The organism is Bathymodiolus platifrons methanotrophic gill symbiont, from assembly GCF_002189065.1.
Classification (GTDB): Bacteria; Pseudomonadota; Gammaproteobacteria; order Methylococcales; family Methylomonadaceae; genus Methyloprofundus.
In genome coordinates this window covers 1-15,954 of record NZ_BDMN01000172.1, presented here as the reverse complement: position 1 = coordinate 15,954, position 15,954 = coordinate 1, and the positions used below count along the sequence as shown (strand labels likewise).

The following is a 15,954-nucleotide window of genomic DNA, read 5'->3' as shown; positions in this document are numbered from 1 at the left end:
TTGAATCCGAGTACTCTGAATAGGATTCTTCATTAGACCACTGAGACTCTAATCTCTTCGGTAGCACATGGCTCCTGTTTCTTTTTTAAGGGGCTTAATATCGCTTTTAAGCCCCTTAAACAGATCCCCCTACATACTAAGTATCTCCCCTCAAGAACCCTTGTAGCCCGCTTTAAAATCTTTATTCCAAAACACCTCTTAAACCAACACTCAAACCCTACAGGGCTCCTCCGTGATTCTGTCGCAAAAGAACAAATGTTTGTGTAAAAATCAACTGTAACCTGCAAACTCTTTGCCATTCGTTGTTATCTAGCCACGTAAAGAGCCTTGTGGGGCAATACACACCTCAAGGGTTATAGGGTATGTTTTTATGATAAAAACGCCTGTATACGCCGCTAGGTTTGTTTTTCCTAACCGCGCCCTTTTGATTCTGAATCGGGAATTAACTACCACGCTTTATAAAAAAAACCATTAGCCAGCACCGCCTTGAGTGGACAAGGACTTGATGCTGACGTTATCAAACAGGCATTATATCTTACTGTAAACTAACTCATAGTTACCCCCCTGTTGTGCATTTATATGTTCCTTAACAGCTTGGATAATCTTAGCAGCACTTTGAGTAACAGATTCAACGCGCGGAGTGCTTAATTGCTGGATAATCTCCCCTTGCCTAGATTGTTGCACCTCTCCATAGCTATGGAGAGTTGTTAAAACCTGTTCATGCCCTAAATTTTGACTCCATGCTTTGAATATCCCGAATAGCCGTAGAGCCATTTGTGGTAGCCATGACTGAGCTGCTTTGTGCTCACAGTCTGTGGCGGACGCAGGGTAGTGATACCCCCGTGTTTGCGGGGGAAGGGGACAGATAAATAGGTTGTGTTGTATAAACAGTTTATCTGTCCCCTTTTTCAATGAATACGAGGGCTGTATCCCCTTGCCCTGTAATAAACTCATAACTGAATAAAATATTATCATTTGGCTAGTGGCATAAGTCCGGTCTTTAGGGGCTATCTTTATTGTCCCTTCATATTAGTTCTGAAACTTTCGATGCCTTTTTTAGGCAGCCATCTTTGTTTGTTCTTTTTGGTTATGCCACCCCCACGCCCGATTAAAGGCACTGATTTTCTTTGCTTTACGGCGTTTATTAATATCCTGCATTTGAATTAATGAGTCCTCAGTTATCTGGTAATTCCCCGCGAGGTTTTTGCCTACGCGCTTATGTTTCAGCCCGAATCTCTTTAAAAATTGTCCTAATGTACGTGTGTCTAACTTTCGATTAACAGCCTTGAAATTGCCTAGCCCGGCGGCGTGTACCTCCTGATAATTGGCTTGCAAATAGTCAATAGCGGCTTTTATTCGTTCCGCATCATAACGCTGTAGTGATATCCCCGTGTTTTCTGGGGAAGGGGACAGATAAACATTGTTGTTTGTTATAGATAGTTTATCTGTCCCCTTTTTCAATGAACACGGGGGCTGTATCCCCTTGCCCTGTAATAAACTCATAACTGAATAAAATATTATCATTTGGCTAGTGGCATAAGTCCGGTCTTTAGGGGCTATCCTCGTTGCGTTCTCATATTCATCTAGTAATTGCGTATTGTCTGGACTCTCGTTTACTATCTCAAATCTCTTGAGGACAGGTTCTAGCGTTCCACCATTCCACAATAGAATATCCTTCTCTGAAACCTCTTCTCCGAGTGCTAGTTGCTCTCTACATTCAAACTTCTCTATTGCGTTGTGATCGGATTCTGTAACTTTCGATGACTTTTTTAAATTACTGTGTTCTCTATCGGAAATAGAATCCGCTTGAATCACATCTTGGACATGCTTAGCCTTTACCGCTTTAGCCGTTCCTTTGATAATAATCAGGCTCTCTGGTTCTTCCAGCGCTTCAACCTTATAACCTTTCTGCTCCAATATTAACAAGGTGGTATGTGCAAAACGTTCGCAAGACCTTTCATACTCTTCCATGATGCCTGCGGCCACTTTGTCAAACTCATTTGGCTCGTGTATTAGCTGGCCATCTGTAGATTTCATACGCTTTTCGGCCAATACGATGCCTGCTATTTGTTCGGTGACACTCAAGGGCTTCTGTTTTCGCTTTGGTGAGAGTCCAAGAATAATATCCTTAGCCTTTCTGTTACGTCCCAAAGTCTGGATTATTTCAGTAGGTGATAACTGGCCACTAAATACACCCACATGAAAATCATATTCAAGCTCGATAGAAAACCCGCTAGATACAACCGGTGTCAAAATTATTAAATCATATTGCTTGCCAACTTCATTAGGACTCTTTAAGTAAGCCGCTTGTTCAAACTCATCTTTATTCTTTCCGTGTACCAGCAATATTTTATAATCTGCGGGAGCTGTCGCTTTAGCGTCCTCATAGGCAATATTAGCAGTACTGAGAGAATCACATTGGAACAAGCCAGTCTTACCCGCTTTCACACGGTTTAGAAATTCGCTTTTAGCAATTTTGGGGGTGGTGTGCTTTATTGTTGCAGTTGGTTTTCGCTCGCTCCCTTTTATCTTAAACATTGGCTTACCTGTGCTTTTTAATATCTCAATCATACGGTCATTCATATCAGCATCAGCAACATAAACCACCGGGACAGTCTTAATAATATCAATTAACAAATCATAGCCCTCTGATCTATTATTAAAGGGACCTCGCACGATATGTTCAACTATCTGCTTAAATTCATCCAGTACAATACAGTCAACCTGCCGAAAGAAGCTTAATAAATGCTCCCTTCCTACTGCACTATTCACACAGGCGGCCAATGACTGGAACAACTCCCCCGGACTAACTTCGTTATAATGTTCAATATCTAGCCTATTTGCTATGTCCGCAATAATTGATACACGGGGGGCAACGTAGCCAAAAGCTTTATTGTTCATTTGGAGATATGCCCATAATAACGCGGTGAATAAAGTTTTACCTGAACCCATCGGCCGCATGTCAACAAAAATAGCGTTATACCATTCAGACAGCATCCGACTTGCTGCGTCATCGCTGTTTATGTCGAATTCAGGCAGGCTATCGGTCGTCACCGTGTGATATTTGCGCGTAGCCTTGTCCTGTTTCCTAAGTAGCTTTTTAAGCCGTGCTTTGTATCTACCTGACAGCTTACATCCCATCCTATCTTCTAGCGCGGTTATAGTGTCTTTATATGAGATTATAGGGTGAGCCTGTACGGCTTTCGCAATGATTGAATAAACTGCCTTGTCTGGGGCTGGTAGCGGAATACTCTCGATATTTTTTAGTAAAGTCAGATCGCTGTTGTATTCCCAAGCCTCCGGCTCGGAATGGTGTAATAGTCCATACTGATAACCACCCTTGATTGCTTTATTTTCTTTTTCGCGGGTACGGTCATCATCATTACCTGCAATCTGATCGCTGGCAGTAATGAGGGCGTTGATATAATCATCCTCATTTTTTACGTCCAACTTCCCACTAGCAACATAATGCCCTAGTGCATTCCCTGCGTTGAGCCTTGCCGCGTGGCGTTCGCCTGGCTTTGCATTTAAGATGGTGTTAATACAGCTTTCCAGGCAGTCGCCTTCGTTGCTGTTGGGCGTGTATTCTTTGCTTATTGGAGGGGCTTTGGGGGCTATCTCTTGGAATGGGTTAAGCTTGTAAATATCTGCATCAGGATTATAAAAAACATCCGCATCATGGCACAAAAAGCACTTGCGGCTAATATCTTTACAAGCGGGATCCGTTTCATATCCCCATGTTTTAAATAGCGACTCTATCTGAAAATAAGCCTGCTTAAAGTCCGCATCGTTATTAATTAGGCTAGCATCAACCCGAACGCCTAGCTTTAAACCATCGCCCGAGGGACTGATAAAGCAAAAAACAATATTAGGTTTTGTTATCAAGTCCGACTTAGCTAAGTGAACATCTTCCAGATGGTCTAGGTCTACAATCAATAAACCGCTCGACTTCTCGAAAGTCCCATTTTTTACGGGCTGACCTAACTTGAATGTACCGTTGAAGCTAACAGCCTCACAATGAATCGCCTTTTGTTTTTTATAAGCTTTCTCACTTTTCTCTCGCAAATCCCTTAATGATTGAGTAACCGGCTTATATTTATGCGATCTAATCAGATCAATAACATCATCAAGTGATTGATTAGAGTGATTGTTAGGATTGCCTACCCGGCGCATGTATGAAACGTTGCCGATGCCTTCACAATCAGGTGCAGGGTTCGCTCGACGTTTTGTTTTTGATGTAGATACCCCTGTGGCACAATCGGTGTTATCTTGAATGGGGTCGTTTTGTGTGTTTTTATGTAGTTTATTCATGCTTTTAGCAGAACAACTAGACTTTCTTGAAATACATGATATAATGTATTTGTAGATTTTAGAAAATCTTGTTAGATGCTCTGTGTTATCCTCATAGTTGTCTAGCAATTAAAGCTCTATAAAGAATCTCCCGGCTAAGGTTTCCTCTTTATAGCGCGTAGTAAAAATAAGTCCTGCTCCCCATTAATTTATTTTGATGGGGAGCAGGACTTATTCCATATGTCTAGCTGTTTCTCACAGCTATTATATAGTATAATAGCTACTATATTTTGGATTGCAAGTCTTTTTCAAGATATTTTTACACTTATCCCCAAACCAAGCCCCCTGCCCCACTTATAAAAAAAACAGACACCGGTCTAACCCATGCCGGCTTTGCGGTTCTGTTGTATTGAATTAATAATCCCACGATTAGATCTCTTCACCCAGTCTACCCACTCAAAAATATAGTGAAGTCTGGAGCCCCCTCGTGTTTTCGGGAAAGGGGACAGATAAATAGGTTGTGTTGTATAAACAGCTTATCTGTCCCCTTTTTCAATGAATACGTGGGGTGTAGGACCTTGCTCTGTAATAAACTAACAACTGAACCTTACGGCACAATTAAGTCTGTACGACAAAGCCACCAAGAACACCTGTTGGGATGTAAAGCGAGAGTGAGATATGCTCGGATAGCGGGGGAGAGTAGGTCTTGTTTTATGGCGCGAGTGAGCTGCATACCCAAGAGGGGAGGTAATAATGTCTCATTCTTTTTTTTGCGATAGAACTAAAACTTGGTCATCACTGCCCTTTATTTAGTAAATGAACAGCGATGACAGAACGCCCCCATGTTTCATGAACTTAGGAGGATGACGAGCCAAGAACAAATCTCTAAAGGACTTATTAGAAGTCTAAACTACAGCTAAACTTGCTATGTCTTGCTTGTATGAGCTAAAGTTATTGGTAATAAAATCTGATATTTCCTCTTTCAGGTTTAGAAACAAGCCCCCGAACTTTTAAAGTTTAGGGCTAAAAGGCAAAAAAAAACCCAAGCATTTTTAAGTGCTTAGGTTTTTTTGCCTTTATTAAAGGTTGTGTATGAGTGATTACAGTCACTCAGCACAGCTTGAAAGTAAGAGACACACTCTTGCAATCAAACGAATACTAATTATATCTTAATTAGTCTCTCATTTGTTAAGCATTTCAAGTTTTCTCTCTCTTCTTTACAAGCTCAGCCCCTATTTTGGACTCAAGATGTTTTGGGATAGGTCAGGACAGCGTTGCCGATCAAGGACTTTGCTAAGGTAACCCATAAGGCATTTTTTGTATAAAGTAGAAGTCGCAAGCTTATAGCCGTTTTGATTGCGAGATTTGAATTTTATAGTGCAAAAGGTGGCGCGTTTGGAGCAGGGGCGGATATTTTATATATCTGGTAACGCGCAGAGCGTAACGGTTGTGAAAGGGACTTGAAAACTCGAGTAACACGATTCCAAGATACACAGAAACTCAAGCTGATATTCTCTGTTTTTTTCATCAGTGTTCCCATTGAAAGAAGAAGTACCTAAACAAAGCAGCCTATAACCTACCTGAAGGTAGCACCACTCGAATATTTCCATCTTTTTGATTTTAATCACTTATAACAGCAAATAGATACTCTGTAGGCACCGTAAAAAAACAACAAATAATTTCAAATAAAACTTGCAATTGCCGAAAAAGTTTTTCTAAAAATTTCCGTTTTAATCACCTCATAAACGGATATCACCCATGCTTAAAGACCTACCACTCTTTGAACATATTCACCAACACTGCAATGAAAGTATGGAACGTGCCCTGTTAGCAGAGCGTCATCCTTTGTGGGCTCGTTCATGCCCAGAGTTGAAGGATATCGACTTTATTCGCCTTGGGTTATTACGCTGTATCAGTGTAGTCGATAGTGGTCGCCATTTCCTCCAAACCAATGAACAGATTTATGGCCAGCTACTTCCCCACTCAACGTATTTTAAATCACTGAAGTCGCATAGACGAACAAGTATGCTTGAGGCATTTGAACAGCAGAGCTATCATCTTCACGCTGAAACACTTCTATCGCAAGGCATTGATTATCTTAAAGCATTCCCGGAACTTGACGAATACACCATAGAAGCAGCGGATGGACATTTTATTGATCATGCCTGCCATACTGAAAAAAACAGCAAGGGGAAAGTTTATGCGGCCGGGGGGATTTACGCGTTGAATCTCAGAAGTGGGTTGCTCAGATTTCTTTGTCTGGTGACAAACGGAACTCAGAGACATCAAGAAATACCTGTGTTACGAGATCATATTGAAAAGCAAAACAAGGGAAATAACAGCTCTCAGAAACATCTCTATGTCTACGATAAAGCCGTCACCGACTTTGCCTGGTGGGATCGGCAGAAACGACATGCTAATTACATGATTTCAATGCTAAAAGAAAATTCAATTGCGACTCTGGTTGAGTCTATCCCTTTTGACGCCCGCCATGAGATCAATACAGGGGTTGAAGCATACAGTGTGTACGAAAACAAGGGCATCAAATTTAACGTGGTGGATTACCGTGATCCAGAAACCGGAAAACTTCACCGGTTTGTGACAACCTTGCCAATGACTATTAACCCTGGAACCATTGCCATGCTGTATTTCAAGCGATGGACGATTGAAAAGACATTCAATAACACTAAAAGTAATTTCAAGGAAACTAAAGCTTGGTCTTCCAATACCCGCTCACTTGAAAATCAAATGCGCCTGACTGCAATGAGCTATAATTTAATGCGCGTGTTTGAAGAGATTTCAAAAACACAACAGCCAGAATTGATTCATCCATCGGATAAAAAATATAGCGAGGCTCTGGAGATAAGGCAGCAACAGGCTCAAAAACGAGATCGTTTTGTGAATCCATTATTTTTCCAGGCAAGAATATCTCGTATCAGCTCGTATACCATTCGGGCAGTTCAAAACGCAATAATAACAGGAATGTCTTTACAGTGCTTTATGAGCTCTCTTGTGGCGAGGTTAGTTTCACGGCCTCAATTGATAGGGGAACACTGATGGTTTTTTTAGCAGTTTTTCGGAGGGGGAGCTGTGAAAGGGATTGTTGAGCCTTCCTTAGGGGGTAAATGGCTGTACTATCTATCTCTTTATTCTTATAAAAGATACAATTGATTATTATTGATGCGCGGAGCGCGGTTTAAGAGAAACCATATTGCTGTAATTGACAGTGATTGTGGAGAATGTGTTGGTTAGTGTTGGTAAGGGGTGGATAACATCTTTTCGTTATCCATGCTTTATCAATACGTCCCGTAGGGAGCCAATATATTGTCCACATGAACAAGTATGTCTCAGAATTTGCAAAATGCGCCCTGCGGGCATTACAGGTATGATAATTAGGGGTGATTAAGTGAGAACAGGGCTAACACAAACGGCACTGATACAAAGAGAGATTTATAGGTGAAAAACTTTTCATTTAAGGAGAATTCTCTAAATCAAATCAATGAACAAAAATTTGGCTTAGAGAAGGATATTCAACTTCTTACTGAGTCCAATATGAATAAGGTATTTGGATTAGAATTTGTCAAAAGCGAATATTCATTGAACAGCTTTAGAATCGATAGTTTGTGTTTCGATTTACTAACTAACTCATTTGTAATAGTTGAATATAAAAATACCAAAAACTTTTCTGTAATTGACCAGGGATACTCATATTTGTCACTACTACTCAATAATAAAGCAGAATTTGTTCTTTTGTACAATGAGTTGATGGATAAGAGTATCAAAAAGGATGATGTGGATTGGTCTCAATCAAAGGTGATATTTATTTCACCTACCTACACCGTTTACCAAAAGGAGTCTATAAACTTCAAAGACTTACCAATTGAGTTGTGGGAAATAAAGAAATTTGAAAACGACACTGTAATGTATTTGCCAATTAAGGCTAACCAACAAACGGAAAGCATCAACACTATATCAACTATCGATTCAACTATATTAACAGTTTCAAAAGAAGTTAAGACCTATACTGAATCAGATCATTTAGATAATAAGCCAACAAACATAATTGATATTTATGAGAACCTAAAATTAGAAACTTTGGGTTTGGGCGAAGTCGTTGTTAAACCAAATAAACAATCTATTGCTTTTGTTGGTAATAAGAAAAACATTATTGATGTCGTCATTTTGAAATCAAAGATTAAGGCATTTATAAATTTGAAGTACTCAAAAATTGACGATTACAAAAAAATGGTTAGAGATGTAACTAACATTGGAACTTGGGGGAACGGTGACTGTGAATTTGTATTAGATAATTTAGAGGATATTGATTACTTAATGTCATTGGTTAAACAATCGTATAAGGTTAATGGATAAAATTTAAGGCTATGTCACCGTTAAGTATTGAAAATGGTTCTGTCGCATAAGTCTCCCTTCCCGACGTTATCTGCTATCATAATTCTCAATTTCAATAAAAGGTGGATCACAGGTTCTGTCGCAAAAGTTTATTGTGGGCATAAAAACCTGCCATAACCGGTCTTTATGCGGCTAATGAATAAAACTGTCCTGCAGGAGACAAGCCATCTCCTCCGATCATTTGCCCTTTTTTGATCATTCGCTTAAAATCATCACTTCGCTTAGGCTACGTTTCCCTGATTTTAAGAGTTTGTTCCTTTTAAATGATATACATCTTCAAGGATTTCACTACTCCACTCCCCAGCACCCCGAAACTCAGGAAAGCGCAATTTAGGAACAGCTTCACCTTCAGCAGGGAATAGCTGCTGCATCAGGCCTTTCTTATGATCTTTGAGTGATTCTATTTTTTGAGCTTGGGCGGTGATTAAGTTGTCAAGGAAGGATAGACAATCAGCTATTTTTTTTGTTCATCAGGTAATGGGGTAGTTATATTTTCTTTAGAATAGTCTTTGAAATAAATATGAGCTATCGCTCCGCCTTCAGTGGGGAATAGCTTGTCACGTAAATGCGTCGCCAGCCCTTCTAAGCTGGAAAATTTATTGTCCCACCTCAGCGGATGGGAAGCCAAATTTTTCAATAACATTTTTTGCTTAAACTACAGTTAAGTGGGCTCCAATAACTAGACCAGACATGTACCCATGCGTGACCATCGTTGTCAAAATCCTCCATGTAGACTTGGATTGTGTAGGTCTTACCCGCCTCAAAGTACTTTACTTGCAATTCCTCATTATCGAGACCTCGGTCTCCGTCACTCTCCCCCGAGGCGACCATAGAGTATCCGTCAGGGTGATATATCTCCATCACGGTATCCTCATCAGCACTGTAAGTCTCTATGTTATACCGACCCGTAGTTTCAGGAGTAAACGTAGTTGTGAAGTGAGTCTGGTCATAGTCGTCTGTGGATAGCCAAAATTTCTTAGCAAGTCCCAATTTTAAAGGGTCATATAGTTTTTCCAGAGGTTCTTGAGCCCAAACATTTAAGATGATGCTACCCCGATTAGTTTTACTTTGTAGATAGACTTGGATTACATATCTCTCCCCCTCTACGAGATACTTATGTTGAAGCTCGTTATTATCCTGCCCGTCATCCCCATCGCTCTTTCCTTCATTGACAATTGACTCTCCGTTATGATATATCTCCATAACGGTGTCACCGCGCCCGTATGTCTGGATGACATGCCAGCCCGTGAATTCAGGGTAATACGAGAACGTACGGTGAAGATCCACAGGTTCATCTCTATATAAACAGAACACTTTAGCCCTTGTCACATAAATTTCTGGATATATGTCGTTAGCGCGTGCTTCCCTCTTCTCTTCTTCTATTCTAGCAATTTCTGCTAAGCGGACTCTTTCTGCTTCTGCCCTAGCTTCGTGAGCTCTACGTTCTTCTTCCTTTCGTTCCTCCGTTATATCCAGTACTACATCATCACCACCTGCTGTAAGGGGGTTAAAGTTCCCCCAACCTCCCTCCTCTGCGTTGGGTAAGATATCTTCCGCTTGCCCCGCGGTGTTGAATAAGATCATCAACGCGGCTGCTGTCATTAGTTTAGTTTTCATTTTTTGTCCTATAGTGTTTCTAAAAGTACTGTATTTATTTGGTTCATAGTCCTTAGTCTAACTCCTTTTTGATGAGCTCTTGTCATTTTCTGAACCTCCCTCTTCATCCACAGCGTTGCCTATCGCGGTCTAAAAAGCTTCACTTCGTTATGCTCCGTTTCCAGGATTTTCAGCGGATGGGAAGCCAAATTTTTCAATAACATTTTTTGCTTAAACTACAGTTAAGCGGATGCCAAGGACTACGCCAAACATGTACCCATGCGTAACCGTCGTTGTCAGAATCCTGCATGTATACTTGGATTGTGTAGGTCTTACCCGCCTCAAACGTCTTGACTTGTAATTCCTCATTATCGACACCCCTGTCTCCGTCACTCTCACCCGAGGCGACCATAGAGTATCCGTCAGGGTGATATATCTCCATCACGGTATCTTCATCAGCACTGTAAGTCTCTATGTTATACCGACCCGTAGTTTCAGGAGTAAACGTAGTTGTGAAGTGAGTCTGGTCATAGTCGTCTGTAGATAGCCAAAATTTCTTGGCAAATCCTAGAGTCAGGGGGGTATCTAAATCGTTTAAGTGCTCTTGAAGCCTAACATTCAAGATTGCATCCCCCACATCAGATTTATATTCTAGATAGACTTGGATTACATATCTCTCCCCAGCTTCAAGATACTTATGTTGAAGCTCGTTATAATTGTCTCCATCATCCCCATCGCTCTTTCCTTCATTGACAATTGACTCTCCGTTATGATATATCTCCATAACCGTATCTGAAGGTCCATATGTCTGGAAGACATGCCAGCCCGTGAATTCAGGGTAATACGAGAACGTACGGTGAAGATCCACAAGTTCATCTCTATATAAACGGAACACTTTAGCCCTTGTCACATAAATTTCTGGATATATGTCGTTAGCACGAGCCTCTTTCTTCTCTTCTTCTATTCTAGCAAGTTCTGCTAAGCGGGCTCTTTCTGCTTCTGCCCTAGCTTCGTGAGCTCTACGTTCTTCTTCCTTTCGTTCCTCCGTTATATCCAGTACTACATCATCACCACCTGCTGTAAGGGGGTTAAAGTTCCCCCAGCCTCCAACAACTGCGTTGGGTAAGATATCTTCCGCTTGTCCCCCGGTGTTGAATAATAAAAGCAGCACCGTTGATGCTGTCATTAGTTTAGTTTTCATTTTTTGTCCTATAGTGTTTCTAAAAGTACTGTATTTGGTTCGTAGTCCTTAGTCTAACTCCTTTTTGATGAGCTTTTGTCATTTTCTGAACCTCCCTCTTTATCCACAGCGTTGCCTATCGCGGTCTAAAAAGCTTCACTTCGCTATGCTCCGTTTCTAGGGTTCGTGAATTTTTGATTGTTAGCTTCATGCTCGGTAATATTATTTAACAACCCAACTAAACTACGGCCTATAGCGTGGGACAAATTCACAGGCACGGCATTTCCTATTTGTTTATATTGGTGGCTCATTGAGCCTAGAAACTCCCAATCATCTGGAAATGTTTGTATTCTTGCGTATTCCCTCACAGTAAGCGGCCGTGTTTCCGTAGGATGGCATCTTTCTGTTTGTTTTTGGGCTGGAGAACAGGTTAAAGTAAGGCTGGGTTCATCCAAGGATAAGCGGCGAGCCATTCCAGTTTTACCACCTCCAAGATAATAGCTTTTTTGCATATACTCTCTTTGTAAATCATCGGTTCTGTCGCAATACTTGCGACAGAACCCTTTAAATTACGCCGAAGGTTTTATATTCGGAGAATGGATTAATCATATTGATAAGAACATCTCTTTAATTGTAAAAAATGTTATCAGTAAAGTTCACTGCCCTATAATTGAGCTTGAAGAAGATAAACGTGAGGCCTTGAGCGGCATGTTATTTATGCTTTCGAGTGATAGAAACCTAGAGGTAACAAGCTTGGGGGTAGCTTCTAATATTGACTCACACGCAATAAGCTTTCTATCACATAATAACTGGGCATCAAATCCAATATCGATTGTAAGACAATGGGAAGAAAACGAGGAATGGAAAGAACAATTAATTGATGTGCCGAATATATCATCTTTAGAACACTTAAAAGCTTATATAGCTGAGTTAGAGAATGAAAGACCGCAAAACAAAAACTACCTTGGAGACCTTGTTTTGCAAGATAACAAGGATTTCCCAAATCTTATATTTTGCAATTCTGCATTAAAAAATTTTAAATCTCCTTCTGTTACCGTAGATGATTTTCATAAAATTATCGAAGCATTAAAAAAACTTAACAAGGCAATCTTGATCTCTAATGATATAGAGGATTTAAAGTTAAATTCTGAGCTAACTATTTCTGGTGAAAGCAGTGCAACATTGGAGAATGAAAAATATGCGAGGCAAAGAGAATTTAAACATCCGACTTTAGGAAAAAACTCTTTGAAAAACACGTCAAAAATTTCCCTGATGCTAAAAGAATGCACATTCTAGCGGATTTTAACAACAATAAAGTATCAATAGGATATTTTGGAAGTCATCTACCTACAGTAAGACATCCAAAGTAAAACTCGAAATCACGGGACAGCCAACTTAAAATGGCACTAAACAACCACCCGCTAAAAGCGGGTGGATTAGAGAGACTGGCGACTAAAAGTCGGAATACAGGGCAAATAGCCCTAATGCAAATATAATATCTAAACTTTTCGCCATTCCCTTTATTTGGCTTTTATCTAATAAACGACGAAATTCTAGTTCTAATTCATCATCTTCTTTACGTCCTCTGCGCTCAAAGACAATATGTGTTTTTTTGCCTGTTTGTTGTTTACCTTTTAGAAAGTAAAAAATCCGTTCAAGCCCAAATTGCATGGCAACATGGTAAGGGTTATCAGTTGAGCCTCTACGATCAATAAAATTATTTTTATCTGCATGATGCCACTAAAGTAAAAGGCGCTTCAGCAATGATCTGGCTTAGTTCAGTGATAAAGCTTTGACGTACTTTTGCATTTTGCAAAATATTAAAGGGAGCGATTGATTTACGAATTTCTCGCTCATGCAAAATAGTCATATCATGGCCGAAATAAGTGAATTTAAATTGCTGAAGTTTCGGAGTTGTTTGGTTGATATATTGTGTTTTTTCAAAGATACAAAATGCTAAAACAAAAACAGGGAAGTTAGAGTCAATATGGCTTAGGTTATGATCGCCGGCTTCATCAACGTAGACAATATAATCACTATATTACAACTTAGATAACCGCGCCCTGTGGGCGGGGGTAAAAAAGCTTTGCGTAAAGGTCTGCTCAAGAGTATCAATTAGTTAAGTTGTTCCCGCAATTTAACTAGGAGAAACAAATGAGCAGATTCCAAAAATTATCACATGTGGTCTGGTTTTGCCAGTACCATATTGTCTTTGTGCCAAAGTATCGTTATAAAATTTTAAAAGGAGATCTTGGACGGTATGTTTATCAAAGCATTTATGCACATACCGAAAGAGCGGGATGTGAAGTCATCGAATTAAATGTTCAGGCTGATCATGTCCATTTACTTGTAAAAATACCACCAAAGGTTTCAGTATCAAATTTAGTTGGAAGAGTAAAAGGTAAGACTGCCATTCAAGCTTTCCAGAAGTTTCCCAGCTTGCGAACAAAGAAGTATTGGGGGAATCATTTTTGGTCGGCGGGTTATTGTGTTGATACCGTAGGTATGGATGCAGAAATGATAAGAAAGTATGTAAAATTCCAAGAAAATAAATAACCACTAAAATATTGGGAACAACTTGAATCTTATTTCAGCAAGGCCCCGACAGGGGTTTTGCTGAGAACGGCCTTCTAGGTCGAATTTAAACCACGTTTTATAAGCGTGGTAGTTAATTAAACATTACAAATCATGGAGTATGAAATGATCATATTGATAGGTAGTCAAAAAGGTGGAGTTGGTAAATCTACCATATCAGTTAATTTGTCTGCTGCATTGGCTACTCAAGGCAAAGATGTTGTTCTTGTAGATACTGATCGTCAGTCATCATCAAGTAATTGGGCTGAAGATAGATCTGAAAATCCAAAATTACCTATTGTTAATTGTATACAAAAATATGACAACATAAGAGCTTCCTTGGTAGATTTAAATAGCAGATATGAATATGTTATTGTTGATGCTGCTGGTAGAGACTCAAGAGAATTAAGAACAGGATTAGTCGCTGCTGATGTTTTTCTTATGCCAGTGAGACCTTCTCAGTTTGATCTGGATACAATTCCAACTATGCGAGATATGGTTTCAGATGTTAAAGAAGAATTAAATCCAACGTTAAAATTTTTTGCTGTGTTATCAATGGGGCCAACTAATCCTATTATTAATGAATCAGAAGATGCCCAAAGATTTTTTAGTGAGTATCCAGATATATATTTATTATCTACTATCATTCGAGAGCGTAAAGTATATAGGGATTCAATTTCTTCAGGTCGAGGAATGGGAGTAATTGAATTTGATAATACAAAAGCAAAAATTGAAATAAATTCAGTCATAAATGAGGTGTTGAATAGTGACATTTAAACATCGTAATAAAAACACAGAGTCATTAACAAAAAATGAAATTGAAAAAAAAACAGAAGAGTTTGCAGATAAAGCTGAGAAAAAAAAACTAGATAAACAACATCATGAAATTAATTTATCAGGATTATCCTTAGATAATCTTGCTGAACAGTATGTAGATGTTGATAGACAGTCTCACATACTAAAAGGGTTAATATTGCTGGAAGCTAGAAAACGATTTTCAAGTAATAATGAGTTCGGTGCATGGCGTTCGTTAAAGTTTAACGAACGGCTTACAGGACAGATGGCAACACACCTGATGAATTTATCAAGATTTTTTAATGATAAGAGACCTTTAGGTAATATACCTATTAGTGCCGGGTATATTATGTCTGCTCCTAAATTAGAGGATGTTGCTGATATTGTATATGAGCGTGTATCAGAAATTCATAAACCCTCATTGAACAATGTTAAAGAAATAATTTCCGAGTTAAAACCTAGTACCAATGATAATGGTGAAGATGAAAACATCGATAATGAGATACTACGTCTTAATAAAATGACAAAAAAACAATTGATAGATTTATTGGTCAATAATATTACGCAAAAACAATTAAAAAAGTTGTTTATTAACTGAAGTTTTCCAATTATTGAGTAGCTGAAATACACAATGCTGGTGTATCGAGGTTTATTTTAGGTGGTTTTGCCATGTTTATAGCAACCCCCTACTTAATTCCCCTTAGGCAATAGCATTTGAAACGAATGAAAAGACTATTTTTTTCATATAGTTGTAGCATAGTTTCAATTTTACCATAAATAATTATTGGGAAACTTCAGTTTATTAAGTGACTGAAGTTTCCTAGTTTTTAAAGCATAAGAATATTAGTTAGTGCTTATTTTTAATAAATGTTAGCATTCCCTAATAACACTGGCATTCCGTTTGCTAAAACCCTTGAATTTACTTAAAAAACAACAGGTTAATGATGAATGAGACCTGTTTTTACTGTATAATAAAAGATGTTAACTCATTGATTATACAAACAAAACGGCCTCCGCTGAAAATCCTGGAAACGGAGCTTTAGCGAAGTGAAGATTTTCAGTCCGCGATAGCCGTAGGGCCGGTTGTTTTGTCGGAGTCTGAGCGATAG

The 15,954-nt window shown here is 39.2% G+C and carries 14 protein-coding genes and 1 pseudogene; 6 read left to right on the top strand and 9 right to left on the bottom strand.

Going from position 1 to position 15,954, the window contains the following annotated elements; translation table 11 throughout:
* Nucleotides 1-528: 528 nt before the first annotated feature.
* Together CDZ78_RS24075 and CDZ78_RS10445 are read right to left on the bottom strand one after the other, a co-directional pair.
* Nucleotides 529-954: a hypothetical protein gene (locus CDZ78_RS24075; RefSeq protein ID WP_307190487.1), complete on the bottom strand. Its 426-nt coding sequence runs from the start codon at nucleotides 952-954 to the stop codon at nucleotides 529-531.
* Nucleotides 955-1,056: 102 nt separating this feature from the next.
* Complete coding sequence (locus CDZ78_RS10445) at nucleotides 1,057-4,311, bottom strand: BT4734/BF3469 family protein (RefSeq protein WP_087869963.1); 3,255 nt, start codon at nucleotides 4,309-4,311, stop codon at nucleotides 1,057-1,059.
* A 1,737-nt stretch (nucleotides 4,312-6,048) separates the two neighbouring features.
* Here CDZ78_RS10445 and CDZ78_RS10440 point away from each other — a divergent pair.
* Together CDZ78_RS10440 and CDZ78_RS10435 are read left to right on the top strand one after the other, a co-directional pair.
* Nucleotides 6,049-7,347, top strand: a complete 1,299-nt coding sequence (locus tag CDZ78_RS10440) for a transposase (RefSeq protein ID WP_087869962.1) — start codon at nucleotides 6,049-6,051, stop codon at nucleotides 7,345-7,347.
* A 399-nt stretch (nucleotides 7,348-7,746) separates the two neighbouring features.
* Nucleotides 7,747-8,661: a DUF5655 domain-containing protein gene (locus CDZ78_RS10435; RefSeq protein ID WP_087869961.1), complete on the top strand. Its 915-nt coding sequence runs from the start codon at nucleotides 7,747-7,749 to the stop codon at nucleotides 8,659-8,661.
* A 281-nt stretch (nucleotides 8,662-8,942) separates the two neighbouring features.
* Here CDZ78_RS10435 and CDZ78_RS23725 read toward each other — a convergent pair whose 3' ends face one another.
* The 5 genes and pseudogenes from CDZ78_RS23725 to CDZ78_RS10415 form a co-directional block, all read right to left on the bottom strand.
* The gene (locus CDZ78_RS23725; protein ID WP_280175564.1) at nucleotides 8,943-9,071 is read right to left on the bottom strand and encodes a hypothetical protein; all 129 of its coding nucleotides are present in this window, start codon (nucleotides 9,069-9,071) and stop codon (nucleotides 8,943-8,945) included.
* Nucleotides 9,072-9,154: 83 nt separating this feature from the next.
* Nucleotides 9,155-9,343 carry a hypothetical protein gene (locus CDZ78_RS23120; protein WP_244559220.1) on the bottom strand — a complete coding sequence of 63 codons (189 nt, stop codon included), beginning with the start codon at nucleotides 9,341-9,343 and terminating at the stop codon, nucleotides 9,155-9,157.
* Entirely contained in the window at nucleotides 9,334-10,317 is a 984-nt protein-coding gene (locus tag CDZ78_RS10425; RefSeq protein WP_087869960.1) for a hypothetical protein, read from the bottom strand. Before CDZ78_RS10425 ends, CDZ78_RS23120 begins: the two co-directional genes overlap by 10 nt.
* Before the next feature lie 193 nt (nucleotides 10,318-10,510).
* Entirely contained in the window at nucleotides 10,511-11,497 is a 987-nt protein-coding gene (locus CDZ78_RS10420; protein WP_087869959.1) for a hypothetical protein, read from the bottom strand.
* A gap of 143 nt (nucleotides 11,498-11,640) precedes the next feature.
* A pseudogene (locus CDZ78_RS10415) lies at nucleotides 11,641-12,018 on the bottom strand (DNA cytosine methyltransferase); the annotation flags it as partial.
* A gap of 7 nt (nucleotides 12,019-12,025) precedes the next feature.
* On the opposite strand from CDZ78_RS10415, the gene CDZ78_RS10410 reads away from it, so the two are divergent.
* The gene (locus tag CDZ78_RS10410; RefSeq protein ID WP_087869958.1) at nucleotides 12,026-12,772 is read left to right on the top strand and encodes a hypothetical protein; all 747 of its coding nucleotides are present in this window, start codon (nucleotides 12,026-12,028) and stop codon (nucleotides 12,770-12,772) included.
* A 156-nt stretch (nucleotides 12,773-12,928) separates the two neighbouring features.
* On the opposite strand, the gene CDZ78_RS10405 is transcribed toward CDZ78_RS10410, so the two are convergent.
* Nucleotides 12,929-13,147 (bottom strand): hypothetical protein, encoded by a 219-nt coding sequence (locus CDZ78_RS10405; RefSeq protein ID WP_087869957.1) that lies wholly within the window; start codon nucleotides 13,145-13,147, stop codon nucleotides 12,929-12,931.
* Between the two features lie 52 nt (nucleotides 13,148-13,199).
* Complete coding sequence (locus tag CDZ78_RS10400; RefSeq protein ID WP_087869956.1) at nucleotides 13,200-13,505, bottom strand: DUF3800 domain-containing protein; 306 nt, start codon at nucleotides 13,503-13,505, stop codon at nucleotides 13,200-13,202.
* Between the two features lie 125 nt (nucleotides 13,506-13,630).
* Here CDZ78_RS10400 and tnpA point away from each other — a divergent pair, with 125 nt between their 5' ends.
* The 3 genes from tnpA (at nucleotide 13,631) to CDZ78_RS10385 (ending at nucleotide 15,443) form a co-directional block, all read left to right on the top strand.
* Nucleotides 13,631-14,032 (top strand): IS200/IS605 family transposase, encoded by a 402-nt coding sequence (gene tnpA / locus CDZ78_RS10395; protein ID WP_087869955.1) that lies wholly within the window; start codon nucleotides 13,631-13,633, stop codon nucleotides 14,030-14,032.
* A gap of 132 nt (nucleotides 14,033-14,164) precedes the next feature.
* Nucleotides 14,165-14,827 carry an AAA family ATPase gene (locus CDZ78_RS10390; RefSeq protein ID WP_307190486.1) on the top strand — a complete coding sequence of 221 codons (663 nt, stop codon included), beginning with the start codon at nucleotides 14,165-14,167 and terminating at the stop codon, nucleotides 14,825-14,827.
* The gene (locus CDZ78_RS10385; RefSeq protein ID WP_087869953.1) at nucleotides 14,817-15,443 is read left to right on the top strand and encodes a hypothetical protein; all 627 of its coding nucleotides are present in this window, start codon (nucleotides 14,817-14,819) and stop codon (nucleotides 15,441-15,443) included. The genes CDZ78_RS10390 and CDZ78_RS10385 overlap by 11 nt, the downstream gene beginning before the upstream one ends.
* Nucleotides 15,444-15,954: the final 511 nt, after the last annotated feature.

Excerpts from the sequence above, each read along its gene's own strand:
- CDZ78_RS23120 (WP_244559220.1), bottom strand. The coding sequence starts at position 9,343 with ATGTTATTGAAAAATTTGGCTTCCCATCCGCTGAGGTGGGACAATAAA.
- CDZ78_RS10420 (WP_087869959.1), bottom strand. The coding sequence starts at position 11,497 with ATGAAAACTAAACTAATGACAGCATCAACGGTGCTGCTTTTATTATTC.
- CDZ78_RS23725 (WP_280175564.1), bottom strand. The coding sequence starts at position 9,071 with ATGCAGCAGCTATTCCCTGCTGAAGGTGAAGCTGTTCCTAAATTGCGC.
- CDZ78_RS10390 (WP_307190486.1), top strand. The coding sequence starts at position 14,165 with ATGGAGTATGAAATGATCATATTGATAGGTAGTCAAAAAGGTGGAGTT.
- CDZ78_RS10425 (WP_087869960.1), bottom strand. The coding sequence starts at position 10,317 with ATGAAAACTAAACTAATGACAGCAGCCGCGTTGATGATCTTATTCAAC.
- CDZ78_RS10445 (WP_087869963.1), bottom strand. The coding sequence starts at position 4,311 with ATGAATAAACTACATAAAAACACACAAAACGACCCCATTCAAGATAAC.
- CDZ78_RS10405 (WP_087869957.1), bottom strand. The coding sequence starts at position 13,147 with ATGCAATTTGGGCTTGAACGGATTTTTTACTTTCTAAAAGGTAAACAA.
- tnpA (WP_087869955.1), top strand. The coding sequence starts at position 13,631 with ATGAGCAGATTCCAAAAATTATCACATGTGGTCTGGTTTTGCCAGTAC.
- CDZ78_RS24075 (WP_307190487.1), bottom strand. The coding sequence starts at position 954 with ATGAGTTTATTACAGGGCAAGGGGATACAGCCCTCGTATTCATTGAAA.
- CDZ78_RS10440 (WP_087869962.1), top strand. The coding sequence starts at position 6,049 with ATGCTTAAAGACCTACCACTCTTTGAACATATTCACCAACACTGCAAT.